Below are 23796 nucleotides of genomic sequence, written 5' to 3' on the forward strand. Positions count from 1 at the left end.
CACTTCCCGAATGGTTTGGAGTTTCAGCGCATGGCGAAAGTCATTTGGTACACCGTGTCAAATAGGGCAATGCGGTGGAGATAATATTTGAACGATAGATTTCTCATTAAAGTTTTTTAAACAAGGATATTATCTTTTTTCTTTGGATCAAAAAAAGTATTACCTTTGCACCTTAGAAAGTTGAGTATTTGGATGATTACAAAACAAATTTATAATATTCGTGTGTTTAAACAAATGATTTTATTATTTGTTAATACTTATTATTTTGTTATTCAAAATAAAATTATAACACACACACACACACACACACACACACACTCTCTCTCTCTCTCTCTAAAATATCAATTATTAAATGCTCGTGTAGTGCATTTTGTTTTTACTAGGAAAAGGTTTGCAAGGATTTATTCTTGCAAACCTTTTGTGTTTTACCAACATGATTTACTATAACTTGAAATAATAAAATGTAATGTAAAAATGAAAAAGAAAGTACGAAGGAAATATGTAGCTCCTCTAATCATTATGGTTTCCGTCCCAACAGAGTGTCATTTGTTAGTTGTTAGTCCAAATGCGGGTTCTAACACAGATGTAAAACCTTTCGATCCAAGTCATAGTGGCAGTGGAGGAGTGGTTGAACCTGATGATGAAGATTAGAAAAGTAGAAAATAGAGTGAAATTATATAATTAAAAATGAAACAATAATGAAAAAAGAATATTATAAACTTCCTGAAAGATTCTTACCATTGTTAGTAAGTATTCTGACCATTATCATGTCGGCTTGTGCAGACGAAGATCTCGTGAACAATAATCAAAATAGTCAGTTAGATGTTCATTTTAACATTGTTGATGGTCAGCAAACTGCTTTTTCGAAACATTCGAGTGGGTTAACACGCAGCGCCAGTATAGTTCCTATTTCGAATTCTGATTTAGCTTCAAAGAAACTTCTGGCTGATGATAATCAACATTGTTTAATTCAAACAACCATTGAGGGAGTCAACCCAATAATAGCCGGCCCGAAGACTCGTGGTACTGTAATCAAGAAAACAAATCTTGGTGATTTCTCTTCTTCAGCTTACAGAGGAACATCTTCTTCTGCGATAAGCAATACTCCGACATGGTTTTATCAACAGAAGACAAATGCAAACGGCACTCTTGCTAATCATTTCCAGTGGGCAGGAGCAGAACCTTATGCGCGTTTTTATGCAGTATATCCAGAAATTAAAAGTAGTGACAATAAAATCAAGTTGTCTGATGAAAGCTATTCAGGAACTCCTTACGTCGATTTTGAAGTAGAGCAAGATGTAGAAAAACAAAAAGATTTGCTAACTGCGTGTACAGGTGAGGTTATATATAATACGCCCGGTGTTGCACCTGAAACAAATCTGATGTTTCAACATGCACTCACTGCTGTGAAGTTCTCTGTAGGACCGAACTTGTCACCAATGACAATTAATAAAATTGAGATACAGAATGTACTTTACAAAGGGAGGTATACTTTCCCAACGGAATATAATTCTCCTGGTACTTGGGATTTAAGTGCCCACCAAAGTGAGCGAACGACTGTTACACTTAATTGTAATCCCGGCGAAGATGCATCAAAGATGCCTAATACGTTGATTGTAGGTAAGGAAGGAAGTAACTACACTTTCTTTATGTTGCCTCAAACTCTTACTGGCAATAGTGTAAAGGCAAAGGTTTACTATACGACACATGATGGTCAATCGAAGACAATGACCATTACACTCACTGGCTCATGGATACAAGGAACTACGAGTGAATATAAGCTAAGCTTGAAGAAATCAGCGTGGGAGAATCATCTCACAGTGTCTCCGATTGCAACTTTTGAATATGATGGATCTACTGATTATAACGAAGGAGATGGCTTAATATATGTAGACAGTTATCGAGAAATTAATGGTACAAGCTATAAACAACCTGTGGCATGGGAGGTTGTCAAGTATGAAGAGAGCGATGATGATGGGCATTCTTGGGTTGATAAGGGAATGAATAGACCAGAGTGGTTAAATGAGTTGGATAAGTCGCAAGGTGATGGAGGTGATCTTACAGGAGCCGTTCCAACAGTTGCAACAGACCAAATCTTTCCGGCTGTTCATGCTGCAATAATGAAAGATTATCTTACTCCATATAATAAAATTCTTAAAAATGAAAATCCAAAGGGAAGTTCTGGCAATCCTTTCAATTTAGCTAACCCCACTAATGGCTCAAGTAGTGATATTCAAGAAAGTGCAAATTCATATCTTATCTCTGCACCAGGGTACTATCGTATTCCATTAGTATATGGCAATGGAATCAAAGAAAATAAGATAAGAAAGGGAACTTATATTAGTAGTGCACCTGTCACGAACATTGGATATAGTTATGAGGCTTTTAATCGAACTGCAGATGGTATTTTGCATCATTTTGTAGATCATAATAACAATCCGATAACGAATCCATTGATTAATGAACAAAATTCTACTGACAAGGCTGAAAAGGTTTATATTAGATGGGAGGACCAGCCAAATTTAGTGAGAGAAAGTAGTTTCCATTTTAAGTCCTATCCCACAACAATAACAGATGAAAATGGAGCTGTTATTGCTACAACTGTAGACTTTGTTGAATTTGAGGTTACCAAAGATGATATTCTCAATGGTAATTTAAGCTTTGCCATCGTAAGTCATTCTGGAAAAACAATGTGGGCTTGGCATTTGTGGTTTGATCATAAAGACGCATTAGATCAAATCCCTTGTAAGAATGCAGATAATATTACTTATAATTTTTCACGTAGGACGCTTGGTTACACTATGCTGAAATGGGAAGAAACAACATACAGCAAATCTCGGAAAGTAAGAATAACTATGAGACAAAAGGCTGGAAGCACAGTGTCTGGTGTGCCAAGTAGTGCACAGGAGGCTTCATTTATAGTAAAACAAAAACCTGGAGTGGATTTACAAGATAGAGCCCCTGTTTTCCAAGCTGGGCTAAGTTTCAGTTATGTTGCATATAATTTTGGTGATTATGTCAATTCAAAAACTGGAGATTACGGTATACCTCATCATGCAGCTTCTGTTGGTGATTTTATAAGCCATCCTGATGCTTATTTTACTAGCGATGCTTATCGTAATTCAACTGCTTTCCCTACGCCTTATCTTAATTTATGGTCTATCAATAATGATAAAGTAGATAACTTTAGCAATGATAGGGTTGACAAAACAATTTATGACCCTTGTCCTGCAGGCTTCCATGTTCCGGAAAGTAAGGCTTTTACAGGTTTCTATAAAACAGGCGGAACACCTAACACGAAGAGTATAGACCTAAATGATAGGCATTATCTCTTTTATACAGAGCCCAATCCTTCTGCTCATACTCCTACAATTAGATTTGAAAGCCTGGGTTATCGCTGGCATAGCAATGGGGGTATAGTAGTTTATAATGGTATAGCCTATTGGACAGCCATGCCTGTGAAAGTAGATGAAAATTATTATTTTAGTGCGCAATACGGAGGGGCAACGACATTTAATCAAGCTAGATCTTTCGGCTACAATATTCGCCCTGTAGCAGATAGGTAGGACTAAGAAGTCTATTTTAATTCTTGATTTGTTAATTCTTATAGCCTCTTATGGGATGTGTTCCATAAGAGGCTTTGAGTTATAGAACGCCTATTCTATGTATTTGTTTGCATAGATTTTCTAAATTCTCTTGGCATAGTTTTTAATTGTTTGCCTGGTAATTTGATTTCAACCATTATTCCTTTGTGAAATTCAATGTTTTGGGAGACCTTCAAGGCATTTGGTTATGATGTTTAATTAGTCCTTATTTGATTCCAGTTATTATTGATTTCGTCTATCTGGGAAAATAAAATGATTTGCGGGCCTCCCGCAAATAACTTCCCGAATGGTTTGTGATTTCCGCGCATGACGAGAGTCATTTCCCGAATGGTTTGTGATTTTCGCGCATGGGGAAAGTCATTTCCCGAATGGTTTGTGATTTCCGCACATGGCGAAAGTTGTTTCCCGAATGGTTTGATGTTTCCGCGCATGGCGAAAGTTATTTCCCGAATGGTTTGTTATTTCCGCGCATGGCGAAAGTCGTTTCCCGAAAGGTTTGGTGCTTTCGCCATACATTTAAAATCGTTTCTCAAATGTATATCACTTTACGAGTGAGCCACTTGGTTGGAAATTCAATGGATGGAAAGGCAGGCTTTTTATATTCATTGATTGCATGTACGAATAAAATGATTTTAATTCTTAATGTTAACAATTCCAATATCTCCAATAAACCATTTATCATTTCAAATGTGCTCAACATGCAACGCCGCAGGTGTTATTCTATTTTTCGCCCAAGGTTGATAAGGAAAATCCTTATGCTTAGGTAGGTTTTTAGGGCAAGAGGTCATGTGAAATTAACTTTTACTTGATTTTAGGTATTGGTTTTTGCGTCGTTTTTCTATAACTTTGCAAACGTTAGATTTATTTAATAAGATTGTATTAAGATGAAAATGAAGTTATTTTTATTGCCTGTTACGATGCTGTTTGCCGTGGTATCACCGAGTGAAGCGCAAACAGAGAGTCCGTTTGACTCCGTACAACAGATTAAGGAAGTTGTCATTAGTACGACTCGTATACCTGAGATGAAGTCGAATGCTGCCGCTTCTGTGACGATAATCGACCATAATCAGATTGCTGCAATGGCTAAGATTGCTCCGGATATGTCTAAACTTCTTGGTTTGCTTACACCTGGAATGGCCCTCTCAAGCAATACAACGAGTTCACGCTCACAGTCACTTCGTGGTCGTAGTGCCTTGATTCTGATTGATGGAATCCCGCAGTCGACCCCACTAAGATCTACGGATAGAGACATCCGAACCATTGATGTTTCAGCCATAGACCATATAGAAGTGGTGAAGGGTTCAACGGCTTTATATGGCAATGGGGCTATTGGCGGACTCATAAACATTATTACCAAGAAAGATGTTACAGGCAAATCTATTGCCGGACAAACATCGCTCTCGGGGTCAACCTATAACTTTTTCCGTCAGAAACGCGGTCAGGGATATCGTCTGAACCAGCAGTTGTATGGCACAGTAGGCAAATTTGACTACCTTGTTAATGGTACTTTCGGTCGCACAGGAAGTAGCGTTGATGGTTCAGGACAGTTTATTTCTCCGCGCTATGGCCTTGGAGATACCTATACAACGAATGCACTTGTGAAGTTAGGCTATGCACTTTCGCCCAAGAATCGATTGGAGTTCATGTATAATTTCTATCGCAGTCTGCAAGATACAAAGCTAATTCCCTCAGCAGGTAAGTATCTTCAGAAGCCTGCTATAGGCATTTTGGGCAACAAAGACCCTCAAGCCGTAGACGAAGGCACTCGTTATAACCACAATTCTTACTTGAAATTCACCTCACGTGAACTCTTTTCACACACTGATTTCGAAGCATCCATCTTTGGATCAAGCTTATATACCATCTTCGACTTCCGCAAAGCGAACCCCACTCAGCCGCGTTGGGAAGGTACAAGCGGTCAATCGGCAGTGAAAGATCGTAAGTTTGGTTTCAGAACTCAATTCAGTTCGCGTCTTATTTTCTCTGATAACGCCTTCACACATCTTGTTTATGGCTACGACTATCTATTCAATAAGACAGCTCAACCGCTTGTAGATGGTCGCTATTGGATGCCTTGGCTGACGAGCAACAACCATGCTCCATTCCTCCAAACGAAGACAACGCTGTGGCAATGGCTTAATGTTAAGTTTGGTGCGCGTTATGATTTCATTAATGTTCGCGTGCCAAATTATGACGTGCTTCGCAACAAAGTGACCGATCCAGAAGTGCATGTGGCAGGCGGGTCACTAAGATATAACAATGTATCCTTTAACGTAGGAGTTTCTTATAACAAGGTGGCTGCCTTCCAACCCTTTGTTGCTTACTCACAAGGATTCTCTATTTTTGACTTAGGACGCACGCTTCGTGCAGCCAAAGCTGACGTGTTATCGAAGATTTCTACAGCCCCAGTGAAGACAAATAACTATGAGATTGGTGCTTATTCTGATATTAATCATTGGCTGCAACTAAGCGGATCATTCTTCTATACCTATTCAAAACTTGGCAGCGACCTTAAGATTGAGAATGGTTTCTGGGTAGTTAACCGCACACCTCAACAGGTTTATGGTGTTGAACTCAGTGCCGATGCGCGCATCTTGCCTAATCTTAAGGCAGGAGCAAACTTCTCTTGGTTTGAAGGAAAGCTCAAATCGTCTACTGGAAAGTGGGATACGTATATGTCAAATATCTCAATCCCTGCCGCAAAGTTGGGCATGTATGTCAACTATTCACCTATAGAAAACACCTATTTGCAGTTGCAATATGTGCACACGGGTAAGCGAAACCGCTTTGCTCCGAATGCTTCGGGCGTATATAATGAAGGAGAAGGTATCGTGAAGCGCATCAATCTGTTGAACCTTATGGCTGGTGTGAAGGTGAAATCATGGGACTTTAGTCTGGCTGTTTCCAACTTATTGAACTACACTTACTATACGCCTGCTTCGATGTTGATGGCACGTAACGCCGAATATGCACATGCTGACGGTCGTAATATCACCCTCACCGTGGGCTTTAGATATTGATTTTATAGGCTGACTATTCAGCAATGGTTTGACGGTGCCATAGCAGAGAGAAACCGTCGACAGCGAGTTTAATATTATTTCAAAGGCTCACGCTTCCTTATTTTATTGGGAAATGTGAGCCTTTTTCTTTATAGTTTGTCTTAAAGATAATGTGAATGCAAATCTTTTTAGACTTCAAGAGCGGTGTTATTCAAAAAATTCTCGGTTGGTCTTTACGTCATACCATCCTGCAATGCCATCCTTTTTGATGGCATAGAAAGACTTCGTTACACGCTCAATGCTATCATAAACGGGTGTTGTGTCGCGTGGAAAGAGTCCTATTTTATGGTCTTTATAGAAATAAATCAGTCCATCTTCTTTAAGAATGACTTGGTCATTGTCTATTGGAAGCAATACTTTCCCCGTGCATTTCACGACAGGGTAGAGGTAAACGGGCTTTTCCCAATCATCCTTTTTCGGCATAATGCACTTGGGTTCTACGTATTTTGGTTGGACATAATCATAGGCAATAATACCAAATTTGCCTTTCCTGCCTACACGAATCCACTGTGGATGGATATTGAGTTGATGAAGAATGTAGCTGTTTTCACTGCGTGTGAACTCCTTACTCCAGTTAAGGAAGGTCACAGAGTCTGTTGAAAGGCAGCCTGAAAGCAGGTAGCGTTTGTCCTCTTCTTCCCGAGTTCCAGGACCAAATAAATAGTATTTCATGAGGTGTTCGCCCTTCTCCTTGATAAGAGAATACGTCCATTTCGCTACTGTTCCACACACAAAGATTGGATATTTCGTGGGTTCTTTAATCTGTTCTCCCTGCTCATTGTAGTAGGCTGCACCCTGTTGGTTTAGCACTTCAATACATCCCACTTTACATTCTGCAATCTCATGCACCATTCTTGGCTTTCCAAGTTGAAGTTTTTCTAAGTAGAGATTGAATACATCGATATCATTTCCGCGTGTGGCGACAATGAAACGGCTGTCACAACGGATAGAATCGTATGTCTCTTTCAAAACATTTTGTCCCAATAAGTTCAGCAGATTATACTTTCCTTGGGCTGTTTCCGTTTGGACATATTTGCTATTTAAGGAGAAATATAGGAAGTCATAAGGACTTGCTTCGGCATATTTCGCAGGGGCAGGAGATAGTTTTGCAGCGGTTGTTTCAGAGTGAACCTTATACAAAAGGCCTCCTTTGGCGTCTGGAAACATGATATAGGAGACACCTCTATCATAGAAAATGAAGACATTTTTGCCATTTTTGAGCGTCAAAACCAATGGTAAGAGGAAATCAGAACGCACCGAACGCCAGGTTTTAAGCGTATCAGGAACGGTCTTAGATAGTGTAAATTGATGGTTATATCGCTCTTTTTCACCATAGAAAAGCTGTTGAACGATGCTGAGATCAGGTCTTAAGAATTTCAGCATATAGGTGACCCTGTCGGCATCACGACGCCATTTCTTATTGTCGTGCACCACAAACGACTTCCCCATAAAGGTGTTCAGAGGCGTTGACTGCAAGTCGTTTACCTCGTAAAACACTTCATTTTGGGCTTCAATATCTTTGAGTGTAAGCGTATCTTCGTCAGAAAAGAGTTTCCAATTCACCAGCAACTTCTTAGGATAATCATTATCTTTGGTTTTATTTATGTCTATATTTAATCGCTTTTGTATATAGCGTTGCTCACCTATTTTCGTATAAACCATCACCTCATAACGGTTCCTACTAAACCCTATAGCATCTGCATTAGGGATTGAAAACTGTTGTTGTGCATGCGAAGTCAAGGCAAAACACAGGCATAAAAGAATAAAGTTGAGTTGTTTTTTCATACGTGTTGATTGTTTATTTTGCAGACAAAGATAAACAATCTCAAGGAGAAAAGGAATTTTTTTAAATGAAAAAATGAGATGGAGGGAGTGAGTTTTCTAAGAAAAAGCAGCTTTGTCGTAAGCCTTTCTGATAGATATTCGTGCATAATTTTCTTGCATATATCGCAAAAAATGACGAATATTGCACCATAAAATCAAATTTTCAGTATCATAAGCACTATCAATAGATGTTCGTAAAAGCTTTGAAATACCGCGTCAAATGGATTTGGAATTGGATTCATCGCATGGGATATTCGCGTGGATTTGGCGTTCAATCTCCCTCAGCCTATAGCTTTATACGCTATGTTTTGACGGAACATTATCCCTATTATGCTTATGATGAACTGAAAATGAGATTCAAATCATTCGATCATGCCACGAAGAAGAAGGGGCGACTCTATTTCCGTTTGGCCAACTATGCACAGGCTTCGCATTGGTTTGACTATCATTCGGCAGAACAACCTTATGCTGCTTATGTGCATGAAGGATGTCGAAAGACGGTCTTTCAAGCGATAGATAGCAAGACGATTCCTAACGCGTTTCGTATCGCAAGGCTATCGATGACCGAGGATTATCAGGCTGTTTATGAGGCACTTTGCGAGGTGGCAACAGATGATTCCATTCTCATTTTAGAGGGAATCAACGATAACAAGGACACAAAAGCATTCTGGAAACGTGTGCAAGAGAGTCAAAAGGCCACGCGAACTTACGATCTTTTTCTGTGTGGAATCATTGTTTTCGACACGTCAAAGCATAAACATCATTACATTGTTAACTTCTAATTATAGGCTGTTTGCAATGAAAACGCATGGTCTTTTGTAGCTTTTCTCTATGTAAAACTTTCGATAAGGAGCCATATATTCAGCAGCGTTACGATGCCAGCTAAGCCATAAAGGAAGAGCTTATTAGGCAAACTGTTGGCATATTTGCCCATAACGCGGGGTGAAGAGGTTAAACTTATCTGCAGAAACATCGTGAAAGGCAACTGAATTGATAGGAACATTTGCGATACAATCAGTCCTTTGAATGGGTCACCAATAAAGAATATCAACAGCAAAGCTATGCCAAGAGACAACACTATGCCTACAATGGAGTGCGTATCTTTGGCATTATACGACTCGCCGAATAGCCCAGAGAAGATACTTCCGGCTGCCATTCCACTCGTGATAGTGCTGGATATGCCGGCAAGGAGTAAGGCAATAGCAAAGATATTGGCTGCATTGTGTCCGAGAAGTGGGTGGAGCATGGCCTGCGCTTGAGCCAGTTCTTCAACATGTTGGCCATGAGCGAAGAACGTAGTTGCCGCAAGTAAGATCATGGCGGAATTGATTGCCCACCCCACAATCATGGAAAACAGCGTGTCAAAGAATTCATATTTCAACATGTGTTGAATGCGTTTGTCTCCTTCTAAGTGTATTTCTCGGCTCTGAACTATCTCAGAATGCAAGAAGAGATTATGTGGCATCACGACGGCCCCCAATACACTCATGATGATCATTAGTGACCCTTCAGGAACTGAAGGCACAAAAGCGCCCTCCAAAGCAGACGGCCAATGCACGTCAACTAAAAAGAGTTCATAGATAAACGACAGGCCAATCATCGATACAAATCCTATGATAGCGCGTTCCATTTTCTTATAACTGTTCGTGAAAAGCATAATGAGTGTGGCCACCGTTGTAAGCACTGCACCCGTTGGAATGCTTATACCGAAGAGCATTTGTAACGCGATTGCACCGCCTAATATCTCTGCAAGTGAGGTCGAGATGCTGGCTAAAATCGCACTCACCACAATTGGACGACCTGCCCATTTGGGTGAATATTTAACGGCAGCTTCACTTAAACACAGGCCGGTTACAATGCCAAGATGGGCCACATTGTGTTGAAGGGCGATGAGCATAATCGTTGATAGTGTCACCACCCAAAGCAAAGTGTAGCCATATTCCGACCCCGCGGCAAAGTTACTTGCCCAGTTTCCTGGGTCGATAAAGCCCACAGTAACGAGTAATCCCGGTCCAATATATTTGAAAATGTCTAAGGCTCCCAGCACATGTGGGTGGTCCTTGCGACGTAATTCTTTGATAATATTCTTCATTTTTCTTTGTTTTCTTTCTTTAATCTGTTACGACAAAGATACGATAAGAAAGGGAAACTTGAAACTAAATGATGCAATTAATTCTATAATTAGCCAAGAAATCACTTGTTATTATGACGAAAAACTTTTATATTTGCAAGCAAGTGCCATGCTTTTATGTTTCTAATACCTAAAAATTGGCATTGACTATAAATCTCGAAATCGTTGAATATCAATGAGAAAACCAATGAAACAGTTGTTAAAACCCTTGTTCCTTGTCCTTTTATGTGTATGGAGTTTATCCCTACATGCAGACGTTTTTAAAGGTATTGTCATAGATGCTGAAACACGACAACCCTTGAGTGGTGTCACCATTACAGCCGTTCAGAGTGGTCAAGGCAGTGATAGTTGGACCATAACTAACGATTATACAAGCGACAGTCTCGGTCATTTTGTAGCAGATGTATGGATGGAAGGGCGAATCGCTTTCACGTTTTCAAGCATTGGTTATCACTCTACTCGTATCGTGGATTATAGCTATGGTATGGAAAGTTCGGATTCCGTTGATATGGGTACAATAGCACTTCATCCCACAGCCATCATGCTTCAAAAGGTTCAAGTGAGTGCAAAGATGCCGCGTATCACCATGAGTGGCGACACCGTTGTGTTCCATCCAGAGGCTTTTAAGTTAGAAGAGGGCGACCGACTTGACGTGCTTATCCGCAAACTTCCTGGCGTTGAACAGCGTAATGGGCAGCTCTTTTGGAACGGAAAGCCCATTCGTCTCAAGATGAATGGTAAGGATGTCTTTGGTGGAGGAAGCATTCTTGGTCAGCTTCCTGTAGTAGCTGCCGACAAGATTAAACTCTATGAGAAGCAATCTGAGCTTGCAAAACATACGGGAAATGATGATGGTGATGGCCAGCAAGTACTTGATATACAAGTGAAACCCAATTTCCTTGATAAATTGTTTGGCTATGCCAGTGCCGATCTTCGCACGAAACGGGAGTATCAAGTGCAGCTACGTGCCTGGCGATTTAGTGATAAAAATCCCGTGATGGCTTATGGAAACCTCAACAATGAGAACTATGCCACCGCCTTTGGGCAGTCATGGGCAACAATATGGCCTATTGATTATTATGGTCGAAACCAATATGGAACAGTGAATTATCAGCATAACTGGGAGCTGAAAGGAGGGAAAGAAGGCACAGAAAACTATATAAACTTTGGCCCAAGTATGGCTCATCGTGATGGCTGGGGCACGGATGTAGAGAGCACCGACTATTTCCTTCCGGGACAACAACGCTCGTTTTCGCTCATGAACAATGCGCATAAAAACCATGAACTCGTACCGTCATTCAACTCTGAAGGCTCATTTTATACGGATGAAAAGAATCAGTTCTCCTATAATTTGATGTTAGAATACACAAAAGGTAATAGGCATAATGAGACCCATCGTGCTCAGTTTGACGATGACCCCTATCAGTTTGCTGACAATCCGCTGGCAGAAAGTGCGACCGCACCATTTGGTTCGCCGCTCTATCAGCACCTAACGATGCGCGATGATAGCCACGTTGACACGAAAACGAAGCAGACAAATCTGCATCTCGACATGCATTGGGCGCACTTCTTAGGTGAGAAAGGACGTTATGGTCTTGGCACTTCAACGACCTATAAAGATGATTTCAGTCGTATGAGCAGCCGTAGAGATGTCTCCAGTCCACACGGATTAAATTATCAAATGTGGCAATATGGCCACAATTCTGGTGTCGACTGGCAGTCTTCTTTGAGTGAAAACCTTTCGTATTGGTTTGATAAAAACTTCATGGTTGAGGTCACAAATGAAACCGAATACAAATATCTGCGCCATCGAAATCATTTTTATGCAGACACCGATGCCTTCTATGTGGTTGGCGATCGGCCTACAACCCTCGACCCAGCAAACTCACTTCTTGAGCACACTCGCCTGTGGAAGAATAGTGTTAAGTTGGGAACGCTGTTGAAATTCAATAAGAAACTCATGCTCAAGTCTAATCTCTCATGGATTAGTCAGCGTGAAACCACCAACTATCTTCGTGGTCGTTTGGACACGGTGGCACGTCGAGTGAGCAATATTTTCAACCCTGAAGTGAAGCTGCAATGGAAGAATGGACGTCGTGCTTCGTTTGATTTGTCTTGGCTTTATGAAACAAAGCTGCCGGAGTTATTATCCACTTTAGACTATGAAGACAGCACAGATCCCTTGTATATCACCATGGGAAATGCTCGCCTTAAACGCGAACACGACTATTTGTTTGAACTTCGTCATCATCGACTTTTCCCAAGATTGCAGCTCAATTTGATGCTAAAGTTGAGCTATGGGCACACGATTAATCCTGTAGTTTCAGCCTTTTGCTACAATCCTTCCACGGGAGTTTATCGCACAAAACCCATGAATACGCCCAGCCATAACCGCTATAATGCAGAGCTTGACTACGACCAAGGGCTTGGCATCTCATGGCGTTTGCATAATAAGATGACGGCGGAATGGGCACGTTCTTATGGTTATCTGCTCGCCACGAACTTCAATCAGCCGCTTCACCTCAATCCTCTTAGCCGCTTTACCTATAAAGATAACATGGAACTTAGCTATGAAAAGCAGAGTCTTTCGGTGAAACCTTATGTAGAGTTTACTTACAATCGCTATCGTTATCAGGCTTCAACCATCAACAATTCTGACCTCATCAGGTGTGATTTTGGCTTGAAAACAGTCTATACAAAGGACCATTTTGAGTTTGTATCTAACGTGCATGATCTGTTCCGTTCGGGTTATCTGATGCGCGAATTTAATGGTCATCGCTGGCTATGGGACATTGATGTGGAGTATAAAATGCTGAAAAACAAGGCAGCTATCATATTGCAAGTGGCAGATATTTTCAATCGTGACACGTCTTTCTCCAATGTGTCTGAGGCCTATAGTCGCACGGAAAAGTGGCATGATACGAATCATCGCTATATCTCAATCTCATTTGGTTATCAGTTAGACCCAAAGCCACAACATAAATAAAGCCTTTTCTTTTGAAAATGATTTGCGTCATTTCACGGCATGATTTCCCTCATTTTAGGCGATGAAATGCGGGAAAACATGAGGTCGTTTGCCATAGATTGCGTGATGAAAAAATAGGCCGATGCCTGTAGGTGCAGGGGCTTGTTCCTTTGTTTCCAAGTTGATGGTCTTCACTTTACAATGCCCTTTTCTGTGCAATATAGGCTTTCAAGCCTTCATCCCCCAGCACATCAATGTCATCATAGAGGCCAAGGATGAAACGACCAATGCCAAGATAGCTCATCACATCTGTCTCAAGAATCCAATGATAATCATCTTCTGGGGTGAAAAATGCCGATGAAATGGGATATTCTTCAAGCATAAGGTTATAGGAAAGCTGTCCCATTCGGAGCCGAATGGTGTAGCGTTGCTCTCCCGAAAAGCCAAACATATCGGTAAAAACGCTTTTATGTTTGTCGGAATGTATCCATGGTGCGTCGTAGATTTCAACCTTTCCGATGCGTGCCAACTTAAAAGTCTTGTTCGTTCCAGAGGCTAATTCATAGCAACGTACATCCTGATGATCATTTAAAAAGAGGAAAGGCTCAACGACACGGTCACTGAATGAGTGGCTGTGGGGTGAGGAATAATGATGCAAACAGACAATATGTTTGCTGTTGATAGCCGTTGTCAGGTCGCTAAGGTTTTGCATTTGTTTCTTCTTATAGCGTGAATCCGTGACAAGACGCAAGTCATACGTGCGCTCCAACTTATTCTTTATAGACGCAATGGTGGGGCTCTTGGTGTCGGCACCCGAGGCTAACTGATGCAGTAAAGCAGCCTCTGCCTTCGTGAAATTGACCGCAGTCGTGATGCGACGAAAGAAGGGTGAGTGTGGATCAAGACGATAATAATTGCCATTTCTAACGACATTAAACCCATAATCGCGTAGAAATTGCAGATAGTAATAAAGGTTACGACGCGTGCATTGCAAATGTTCACACAAATCATTTGCTGTATAATCTGTGCCATCGGTCATCAAAAGGATGAGCGTAAGCTCGTTGCCAAGTTTCTTCATAGAGTTGATTCCTTACCCAACCTCACGGAAAGGGTGGGGTGTTCGCTTGATATTGCTATATTGTTTCAATACTTTCCATTACATGAAAGAAGAGAAAGAATGCTATTTAAACACCAATTCTCCTTCGTCAACTTCGTGCTTTCTCCCTTTGGAAAGGTTAGGGTGGGTGTTAAAACTCTTGCGATGTAACGCGCAAAGTCCATGCTTCTCTATGCCCTGATAATGCGTTTTAGTGGGATATCCCTTGTTTTTCTCCCAGCCATAGAAGGAGAAACGCAGGGCCTGTTCAGTCATATAGTCGTCTCTATAGGTTTTTGCGAGGATGCTGGCTGCTGCAATACTCAGATATTTTCCATCGCCTTTGACAATACAAGTGTGAGGAAGAAGCTTACCTTCATTGGGTAATCCCTTGCCAACGACATAGGGATCGAAGTGGTTTCCGTCGACGATGACCGCTTCAGGGCGTAGCTTTAGTTGGTCTAAGGCACGGTGCATGGCCAAGAAACTGGCGTGAAGAATGTTGATGTTATCAATCTCTTCGGGTGTGGCTACACCCACTGCCCAAGCTAACGCCTCATGTTCTATCTGCTCGCGCAAGGCATAACGTTGTTTGGCGGTAAGCTTTTTACTGTCGTTTAACAAAGGATTCACATAGTCAGTGGGCAGGATAACGGCCGCAGCGACAACGTTTCCGGCTAAGCATCCACGGCCTGCTTCGTCGCAACCCGCTTCAATCAACCCACTATTGAGATAGGGAAGGAGCATTATATTGTTAATAATTGTTATGTGTTAACACTTTTAACAGGTGTAGATTTGGTGTGAAAAGATACTTCCATGCTTCCGTTTAACTTTGCAATCGTAATTGAAGATGAACAAAAAACAACTGAAAATATGGAAAAGAATATCTATCTTGAGTGTGAACAACATCAGTCATCACAAAGTCTACGCCAATTTATTGTGCGCCTGAAAGCCATTGTTTGTCGCCCCGTCAGGTGGTTTTCAGCATATTATTCGGCTGTGCTTGGGCGAAAAATCAGCATGCGTCAGACCCTGCATCTGCTCAATGCGCAGTTGGCTTTCGTGTTTGTTGTGTTGCCAGCAGACATTAGTTTTGTGGCCAGAGCCGTTTGTTGTGGTTGGCTGTTGAAGGCTGTTATGGCGTGTCGCAAGTCACTTTAGAACATGGTTGAGATGCGCTTAATGCCTGCAACGAGTACATCGACCTCGTCTTTTGTATTGTAGAGTGCGAAACTTGCACGTGAGGTTCCGAGCACACCCAAGCGATTCATGAGTGGTTGTGCACAGTGATGACCCGTTCGAATGGCTATACCTAAGCGGTCAAGTAAGGTTCCCATGTCCATGTGATGAATGTCACGGAGTTGGAAACTGATAACCGCGTCGTGGTGAAGTCGCGTCACATCAGCGTGTGAAGGCACGCCAAAGAGCTTCATGCCTTCAATCATTTGGAGTTGTGAAATGGCATAACGTGTGAGCTCTTCTTCATGCTTTTGTATAGCGTCCATGCCCAAAGCTGAAACATAATCGAGGGCTGTGGCAAGACCGGTAGTGGCAATGTAGTCGGGTGTTCCAGCCTCAAACTTCAATGGAGGGCGTTCAAAAGTCGACTTTTCAAAGCTCACATGTTCAATCATTTCGCCTCCTCCTTGATATGGCGGGAGTTTATCGAGCCAGGCTTCTTTGCCATAGAGTACGCCAATTCCGGTTGGACCATAAACCTTATGCCCGCTAAACACAAAGAAATCGCAGTTCAACTGTTGCATGTCGACCTTGAAATGAGGGGTACTTTGGGCCCCATCTACAACGACGGGAATGTTGTGTTCGTGGGCAATGCGGATAACTTCTTCAACAGGATTGATTGTACCGAGCACGTTGCTAACGTGAGAGATGCTGACTATCTTAGTCTTCTGACTAATCATTTTCTCGAAGGCTTGCAAGTCCATTGCACCGTTATCATCCATAGGAATGACTTTCAACACAATGCCTTTTCGGGGTTGTTGGAGTTGCCAGGGCACGATATTGGAATGGTGTTCGACGGTAGAGATGATGACTTCATCGCCTTCTTGCATGAAAGCTTCACTGAAACTTGAGGCTATTAGGTTTAATCCTTCGGTGGTTCCACGTGTGAAAACAATCTCGTTTACACTCTTTGCATTAATGAATTTGCGTACGGTTTCGCGCGCACCTTCATGGAGTTCGGTTGCTTGTTGGCTGAGCCAGTGTACACCGCGATGTACATTGGCGTTCACATTCAAGTATTCTTCGCGCATCTTATCAAGCACACAAAGTGGCTTTTGCGTAGTTGCGGCATTGTCAAGATAGACAAGTGGTCGGTCGTAAACCATGCGGGAAAGGATTGGAAAGTCCTTTCTTATCTTATTTAAATCATAATCCATAATGCAAATTTAATAGTGATTGCGGGCTTACTCTTTACCCAATGAGAAACACCAAAGGCTGTTTGAGGGAGTGAACGATTCAAATTGAAATGATGAAACCCTTTCTTTCAGCGCGTAGAGGTAGGCTTTTGACGGCCTACTTACACAGCTGGCATCCCTCACATTTATTCAATTCTCCGCGGAAACGCTTTTCAACGAGGTGATGAAGTCTGTCGCGCAGTGGTTCAAGTTCCATTTTATCGATGACTTCATTGACGAAAGCGAACTCTAAAAGCAGCTTAGCCTCTTTGAGACTGATACCGCGTTGCTGCATATAGAATAAGGCAGCATCGTTCAATTGGCCTACCGTTGAACCATGAGCACACTTGACATCGTCGGCATATATCTCGAGCATAGGCTGTGTGTACATGCGAGCCGTCTTGGCAGCACAAAGGTTTTGATTGGTCTCTTGACTGCTTGTTTTCTGTGCTTCCTGGCGAACAAGCACACGACCGGCAAAGGCTCCAACAGCGTGGTCATCGAGAACATACTTATAAAGTTCGTTACTTGTGCAGTGAGGAACCTGATGATCGATGAGCGTATTATTGTCAACGTGTTGCTGTTTGTCGGCAACCACACAACCATTGCAATGACATTCGGCACCTTCTCCTTTGAAAACAAGGTCAAGGCGATTGCGCGTTACTCCATTGTGTAGGGTAATTACGTTGTGGTTTACACGGCTGTTGGCCTGTTGTTCGATGTAAACATTGCTGACACGGGTGTTTTTAAAGTGAGTCTCTTCAAGACAGTTGAGTTCTAAGTGAGCATTTTCGCCCACATGAACCTCAATAACTTGGGTTGAGAGAAACCGGCGATCATCGGCAGCATGGTCACAGAACAGGAACTTCGCTTCGGCATTTTGCTCCATGATAATCAGCACACGGCGGTTTACCATGAGGTCAACATCAGCACGAAGCATGTTGATGACCTGAATGGGTCGGTCTATTTTAACATTCTTCGGAACATATACGAGCAGACCATCTTGGGCTAACATCGTGTTCAACGCCGTGATTCCGTCTTCTTGAGCGTTTGCAAGTTTGGCGTAATATTTAGCAATGAAATCAGGCTTTTCAGTCGCTACATGACACAACGAATCAATGATAACGCCCTCGGGCAGGTGAGCCGAGGGAAGCATTTTTGTGTAAAAGGTGTCATTAATGATGAAATAGAGCGAGGTACTCAAGTTGGGTACGTCGCATTTGAAAGCCTCGTAAGGGTCTACGGGGATAGCAAGGCGGTTGAGGTTGAGCCCATAGTTAGGGGCAAACAGAGCCGCCATGTCGGTATATTTGTAACGTTCTACCTTGCGTGTGGGGAATCCTTGTGCTTTGAAATCATTGAAAGCACGGTCGCGCACAGCGTTGAGTGGCTCGGCAGAATGACGCTTGATGGCATCTGATTGCTCTTGGTAGAGGTCGATATATTGCTGTTCACTGTTCATGATTCTCCTCCTTTGTTATTCTCCATACTGTGCATCGGCTTCCTCTTTAATCCAATCATAGCCGTGCTGTTCAATCTCTTTAGCCAGTTCATGGCCTGCAGTTTTGACAATACGACCATTATAAAGCACGTGAACGAAATTCGGTTTGATCATATCCAACAGTCGTTCATAGTGTGTAATCACGATAGCTGAAGTCTTATCGGTATGCATTTTGTTCACTCCATCGGCTACAATGCGCATGGCATCTACGTCAAGGCCAGAGTCGGTTTCATCGAGTATGCTCAGCGTTGGCTCTAACATTGCCATCTGAAAGATTTCATTTCGCTTCTTTTCTCCACCAGAAAAACCTTCATTAACTGAACGATGTGACAACTTACTATCTAAGTCAACGAGCTTCCGTTTCTCTCGCATGAGCTTCATAAAGTCGGCAGTATTCAACTGCTCTTGACCCAAATATTCGCGCTTTGCATTAATGGCGGCGCGCATAAAGTTGGTCATTGACACGCCAGGTATCTCCACTGGATATTGGAAAGAGAGGAAGATTCCGGCGCGAGCTCGGTCCTCTGGTTTCATTTGTAGTAGGTCTTGACCATTGAAAATGGCCTCACCTGCAGTGACAGTATATAGTGGATTGCCCGTTAAAACAGCGCTTAAGGTTGACTTACCAGAGCCATTTGGTCCCATAATAGCATGGGTTTCACCATCTTTAACGGTGAGGTTGATGCCCTTTAATATCTCTTTGCCAGCAATGGTGGCATGTAAATTTCTTACTTCTAACATTCTTTTTAAATCAAAAATTGTTGTTATTATCGTTTATCCTACAGTTCCTTCAAGACTTACACTCAATAGTTTTTGTGCCTCAACAGCAAACTCCATTGGCAACTTATTCAGCACTTCTTTGGCATATCCATTGACGATGAGGCCTACAGCCTGCTCTGTTGGTATGCCACGTTGATTGCAATAGAAAAGTTGTTCTTCGGATATCTTGGAGGTAGTTGCTTCATGTTCGATGACAGCGGTATCGTTATGAATATCCATATAAGGGAAGGTGTGGGCACCACAATTACTTCCTAACAGCAGAGAGTCACACGAACTGTAGTTTCGAGCGTTATCCGCGTTGGCCGTAGCACGTACAAGTCCTCGGTAGGAATTTTGGCTATGACCGGCTGAGATGCCTTTAGAGATGATGGTAGACTTGGTGTTTTTTCCCATGTGTATCATCTTGGTACCGGTATCTGCCTCTTGAAAGTTGTTTGTAACTGCCACACTATAGAATTCGGCAACAGCGTTATCACCGCGTAAGATGCAAGAAGGATATTTCCAGGTGATAGCAGAACCCGTTTCCACTTGAGTCCAACTCAGTTTAGAGTTGACGCCACGTAGGTCGCCACGCTTTGTGACTAAGTTTAACACTCCACCCTTTCCGTGCTCATCTCCGGGGTACCAGTTCTGTACAGTAGAGTATTTTACCTCTGCATTGTCTTTCACAATGATTTCTACAATGGCTGCATGAAGCTGATTTTCATCACGCATTGGTGCGGTGCATCCTTCGAGATAACTTACATAAGCGTTATCTTCTGCGACAATAAGTGTACGTTCAAATTGTCCCGTGTTACGTGCGTTGATGCGGAAATAACTGCTGAGTTCCATAGGACAACGAACGCCTTTAGGGATATAAACGAATGAACCATCGCTGAAAACTGCACTGTTAAGCGCTGCAAAATAGTTGTCGCGATAGGGGACTACGCTACCCAAATACTCCTTAACCAAGTCTGCATGTTCCTTAACGGCCTCTCCAATGCTACAAAAGATGATTCCTTTTTCACGGAGTTTTTCTTTGAATGTTGTCTTCACAGATACTGAATCCATGATAGCATCAACAGCCGTTCCACTAAGAGCCAACCGCTCTTCGAGTGGGATTCCTAACTTGTCGAAAGTCTTTTCGAGTTCGGGATCAATCTCTTTATTCTTGGGTTTCTTGGCCAGTGGGTCTGCATAGTAAGATATTGCCTGGTAGTCTATCTCGGGAAGATGCACATGTCCCCATGTGGGTTGCTTGAGATCTTTCCAATATTCATAAGCTTTCAGGCGGAAATCTAACAACCATTCGGGCTCTCCTTTCTTCTTAGAGATGAGACGAACAACGTCTTCGTTGAGCCCCTTTTCTATGATATCAGTTTGTACATCAGTGGTAAAGCCGAACTCATATTTCTTTTCTGCCACCTGTTTTACAAACTTATTTTTCTCTTTTTCTGCCATTTCTAAATTCCTGAATTTATGGAATGGTACAACAAAATGTATACCATTATTGAATTGGTAACATTTGTTATTAACCACAATAGTGACACCCTGTCTTTAATGGAGAGTGTCACTACCTTATTATATATATGTAGAGAGGAGGTCATCTCAAGTTTGACATGACCTCTCTACAATGTTTACAGTTTCTGTTCTACCTCAATTTCAGTAAAGGTTTCAATAATATCACCCTCCATGATATCGTTAAAGTTGACAAGACTCAAGCCACATTCCATACCCATCGGAACTTCTTTCACATCGTCTTTATAACGTTTCAGGGCATTGATTTCAGCCGTACGGATTACAATTCCATCGCGAACCACGCGGGCTTTATCCTTGGCATGCACCTTACCTTCAGTCACTAAGCCACCTGCAATCGTTCCAACTTTGGAAATCTTGAATACTTGTTGTACTTCAACTTGGCCGGTAACAATCTCTTTCTTCACCTTGTCGAGCATACCAACCATGGCACTCTTGATGTCATCGATAGCGTCGTAGATGATAGAATAGGTGTTAATCTCAACACCTTCTCGGTCAGCTAAGCGGCGTGCATCAGACGAAGGACGAACCTGGAAGCCTACGATGACAGCGTCAGAAGCACTGGCTAACATGACATCGTTCTCGCTTATTTGTCCTACTGCCTTGCTAATGACATTCACTTGTACCTTTTCTGTTGAGAGCTTTATAAACGAATCGCTCAATGCTTCGATAGAACCATCGGTGTCACCTTTAACAATAATGTTCAACTCATGGAACTCGCCACGAGCAATTCTGTGTGAGATGTCGCCAAGTGTCAGGCGCTTCTGCGTTCTCAATCCTTGCTCTCGTTGCAATTGTTCGCGTTTGTTTGCAATCTCACGAGCCTCTTGTTCTGACTCCAATACATGGAATAAGTCTCCTGCAGTAGGTGCTCCATTGAGACCAAGTATAATGGCTGGTTCAGATGGTCCGGCTTCAGTGATGCGCTGATTACGTTCATTAAACATCGCCTTTATACGTCCCCAACTGGTTCCTGCAATAACAATATCTCCAATCTTTAGTGTGCCATTGCTCACAAGAACCGTACTAACATAACCGCGACCCTTATCAAGTGATGACTCAATAATAGTTCCGGTAGCCTTCCGATTGGGGTTAGCCTTGAGGTCAAGCATCTCTGCTTCGAGCAGTACTTTATCGAGAAGAGCGTCTACTCCGACACCTTTCTTTGCACTAATCTCTTGGCATTGGTATTTACCTCCCCATTCTTCAACGAGCAAATTCATATTGGCTAAGTCCTCACGAATCCTGTCTGGGTTCGCTCCCGGCTTATCAATCTTGTTGATTGCAAATACCATCGGCACGCCCGCTGCTTGTGCATGAGCGATTGCTTCCTTTGTTGTTGGCATCACAGAGTCATCTGCTGCAATGATGATAATAGCGATATCAGTTACCTGAGCGCCACGAGCACGCATAGCAGTAAAGGCTTCATGTCCTGGAGTATCAAGGAAAGTAACCTTTTGTCCATTCTTAAGTGTAACACCATAGGCACCAATGTGCTGGGTGATACCACCTGCTTCACCTGCAATTACGTTAGTGTTTCGGATATGGTCAAGCAGTGAAGTCTTACCATGATCGACGTGTCCCATGACGGTAACGATTGGTGCACGTGGCACGAGGTCATTCTCGTCGTCGACGTCTTCGCTTACGGCTTCCTGCACTTCTGCACTGACATACTCGGTCTTGAAACCGAATTCATCGGCTACCATATTAATAGTTTCCGCGTCAAGTCGCTGGTTTATAGACACCATTATGCCTACACTCATCAGCGTAGAGATAACTTGTGTCACGCTGATATCCATCATTGTAGCCAATTCACTGACGGTAACAAACTCGGTGAGCTTTAGGACTTTGGCTTCCTTGCGCTCTGCGTTTGCCTCCTGTTGCAGCTTTTCTTGAACGGCCTCACGTTTCTCTTTACGATACTTAGCGCCTTTCTTGTTTTGGCTCTTACTTGTCAATCGTGCCAGCGTTTCTTTTACTTGGCGTGCCACAGCCTCATCATCTACCTCCAAAGGTTTTTGATTTCGCTTGTTGCGGTTCTTCTTATTCTTGTTCTTTCCGCCGTTACCGCCGTTACCACCACCATTGTTTTGTTTCGCCTCTGCATTGATGTCTACGCGTTCTTTGTTGATGCGCACACGCTTTTTACGTTCGCCACCATGCTGTGTTCCTGCCTTTTCTTCACGCTCTTTGCGTTTTTCCTCCTTAGACTTCTTCTTCGGACGCGTGCTCTGATTTATTGCATCGAGGTCTATTTTGCCTAAGACGTTCACCTTAGGAGTATTGAGAATCTTCTTCTCGCTATTCAAAGTGAAGATTCCTTCTTCGTTCTTTTCCTCGGTGACAGGCTTTTGAGGAGCCTCTGTTTTTTGCACTTTGACAGGCTTTTCAACCTTTACTTGTGGTTTGGGAGCCTCAGGTTGTGGCTTTATTACTTTCTTTTCAGGCTCTGGGTTGACGGCAGCAACCTTTTTTTCTGGAGCTTTTTTCACTTCAGGAGCAGCAGACTTCTTTGGCGAAGGCTTTTTTCCTACCTCGTCAAGGTTTATCTTTCCCTTCGGCGTATATACCTGTTGATTAGATGATTTCAGCAGGTTCTCGGCACGATTGTCTTTCGCTTCAGTCGCATGTTTCTTTTCTTTTGGTTTCTTTTGGAAGAGCTTTTCAGCCTCACTTCGTACTGCGGCATCTTGTTTGAACGCCTCAACGAGAGCCTGATATTGTGCGTCATTGAGCTTAAAACTCAAGTCGTCTTTCACCTCTCCAAGTTCTGCTTTCTTCGTAAGGAAGTCAACTGCCGTTTGACGTCCTATGTTTAATTCACGTAATGCTTTGTTTAATCTGATGCTCATGTAATTGTTTACTTCTTTTTTTCGTTTTATCTCGTTCCTCAAATATAATGTTCT

General features: G+C 42.4%; 16 protein-coding genes. 7 read left to right on the plus strand and 9 right to left on the minus strand.

Features of this window, described 5'->3' with window-relative positions:
• Nucleotides 1-474: 474 nt before the first annotated feature.
• The 4 genes from HMPREF9145_RS13595 (at nucleotide 475) to HMPREF9145_RS11805 (ending at nucleotide 6625) form a co-directional block, all read left to right on the plus strand.
• Nucleotides 475-651, plus strand: a complete 177-nt coding sequence (locus HMPREF9145_RS13595) for a hypothetical protein (protein WP_155945316.1) — start codon at nucleotides 475-477, stop codon at nucleotides 649-651.
• A 47-nt stretch (nucleotides 652-698) separates the two neighbouring features.
• Complete coding sequence (locus HMPREF9145_RS11795) at nucleotides 699-3566, plus strand: fimbrillin family protein (RefSeq protein WP_021826727.1); 2868 nt, start codon at nucleotides 699-701, stop codon at nucleotides 3564-3566.
• A gap of 345 nt (nucleotides 3567-3911) precedes the next feature.
• Nucleotides 3912-4160: a hypothetical protein gene (locus tag HMPREF9145_RS13600; protein WP_155945317.1), complete on the plus strand. Its 249-nt coding sequence runs from the start codon at nucleotides 3912-3914 to the stop codon at nucleotides 4158-4160.
• Between the two features lie 329 nt (nucleotides 4161-4489).
• Nucleotides 4490-6625 (plus strand): TonB-dependent receptor, encoded by a 2136-nt coding sequence (locus HMPREF9145_RS11805; RefSeq protein WP_021826628.1) that lies wholly within the window; start codon nucleotides 4490-4492, stop codon nucleotides 6623-6625.
• Between the two features lie 186 nt (nucleotides 6626-6811).
• On the opposite strand, the gene HMPREF9145_RS11810 is transcribed toward HMPREF9145_RS11805, so the two are convergent.
• The gene (locus HMPREF9145_RS11810; protein WP_021826702.1) at nucleotides 6812-8449 is read right to left on the minus strand and encodes a hypothetical protein; all 1638 of its coding nucleotides are present in this window, start codon (nucleotides 8447-8449) and stop codon (nucleotides 6812-6814) included.
• Nucleotides 8450-8676: 227 nt separating this feature from the next.
• On the opposite strand from HMPREF9145_RS11810, the gene HMPREF9145_RS11815 reads away from it, so the two are divergent.
• Nucleotides 8677-9270: a hypothetical protein gene (locus tag HMPREF9145_RS11815; RefSeq protein WP_021826631.1), complete on the plus strand. Its 594-nt coding sequence runs from the start codon at nucleotides 8677-8679 to the stop codon at nucleotides 9268-9270.
• Between the two features lie 47 nt (nucleotides 9271-9317).
• On the opposite strand, the gene HMPREF9145_RS11820 is transcribed toward HMPREF9145_RS11815, so the two are convergent.
• Nucleotides 9318-10580: an Nramp family divalent metal transporter gene (locus HMPREF9145_RS11820; protein ID WP_021826646.1), complete on the minus strand. Its 1263-nt coding sequence runs from the start codon at nucleotides 10578-10580 to the stop codon at nucleotides 9318-9320.
• Nucleotides 10581-10806: 226 nt separating this feature from the next.
• On the opposite strand from HMPREF9145_RS11820, the gene HMPREF9145_RS11825 reads away from it, so the two are divergent.
• On the plus strand, nucleotides 10807-13605 hold the full coding sequence (locus HMPREF9145_RS11825; RefSeq protein ID WP_231369805.1) for an outer membrane beta-barrel protein: 2799 nt from the start codon (nucleotides 10807-10809) through the stop codon (nucleotides 13603-13605).
• A gap of 175 nt (nucleotides 13606-13780) precedes the next feature.
• Here the strand turns inward: HMPREF9145_RS11825 and HMPREF9145_RS11830 are convergent, their stop codons facing one another.
• Nucleotides 13781-14662, minus strand: coding sequence for a helix-turn-helix transcriptional regulator (locus HMPREF9145_RS11830; RefSeq protein ID WP_021826644.1), 882 nt, complete (start codon nucleotides 14660-14662; stop codon nucleotides 13781-13783).
• Nucleotides 14663-14764: 102 nt separating this feature from the next.
• Nucleotides 14765-15427, minus strand: coding sequence for a ribonuclease HII (locus HMPREF9145_RS11835; RefSeq protein ID WP_021826656.1), 663 nt, complete (start codon nucleotides 15425-15427; stop codon nucleotides 14765-14767).
• A gap of 126 nt (nucleotides 15428-15553) precedes the next feature.
• Between HMPREF9145_RS11835 and HMPREF9145_RS11840 the strand changes: the two genes are divergently transcribed.
• Nucleotides 15554-15841 carry a hypothetical protein gene (locus tag HMPREF9145_RS11840; RefSeq protein ID WP_021826720.1) on the plus strand — a complete coding sequence of 96 codons (288 nt, stop codon included), beginning with the start codon at nucleotides 15554-15556 and terminating at the stop codon, nucleotides 15839-15841.
• Here the strand turns inward: HMPREF9145_RS11840 and HMPREF9145_RS11845 are convergent.
• The 5 genes from HMPREF9145_RS11845 to infB all read right to left on the minus strand — a co-directional run bounded on the left by HMPREF9145_RS11845 (nucleotide 15838) and on the right by infB (nucleotide 23742).
• Complete coding sequence (locus HMPREF9145_RS11845) at nucleotides 15838-17076, minus strand: aminotransferase class V-fold PLP-dependent enzyme (RefSeq protein WP_021826659.1); 1239 nt, start codon at nucleotides 17074-17076, stop codon at nucleotides 15838-15840. The genes HMPREF9145_RS11840 and HMPREF9145_RS11845 overlap by 4 nt on opposite strands.
• A gap of 136 nt (nucleotides 17077-17212) precedes the next feature.
• Nucleotides 17213-18556: a Fe-S cluster assembly protein SufD gene (gene sufD, locus HMPREF9145_RS11850; RefSeq protein ID WP_021826678.1), complete on the minus strand. Its 1344-nt coding sequence runs from the start codon at nucleotides 18554-18556 to the stop codon at nucleotides 17213-17215.
• A 15-nt stretch (nucleotides 18557-18571) separates the two neighbouring features.
• A complete protein-coding gene (gene sufC / locus HMPREF9145_RS11855) occupies nucleotides 18572-19336 on the minus strand; it encodes a Fe-S cluster assembly ATPase SufC (protein WP_021826713.1) in 765 nt (254 codons plus the stop codon).
• Nucleotides 19337-19369: 33 nt separating this feature from the next.
• Nucleotides 19370-20815: a Fe-S cluster assembly protein SufB gene (gene sufB, locus HMPREF9145_RS11860; protein ID WP_021826645.1), complete on the minus strand. Its 1446-nt coding sequence runs from the start codon at nucleotides 20813-20815 to the stop codon at nucleotides 19370-19372.
• 176 nt (nucleotides 20816-20991) lie between these two features.
• Entirely contained in the window at nucleotides 20992-23742 is a 2751-nt protein-coding gene (infB, locus tag HMPREF9145_RS11865; protein ID WP_007134764.1) for a translation initiation factor IF-2, read from the minus strand.
• Nucleotides 23743-23796 lie beyond the last annotated feature (54 nt).

It is taken from the genome of Segatella salivae F0493, from assembly GCF_000477535.1.
Taxonomy (GTDB): domain Bacteria; phylum Bacteroidota; class Bacteroidia; order Bacteroidales; family Bacteroidaceae; genus Prevotella; species Prevotella salivae.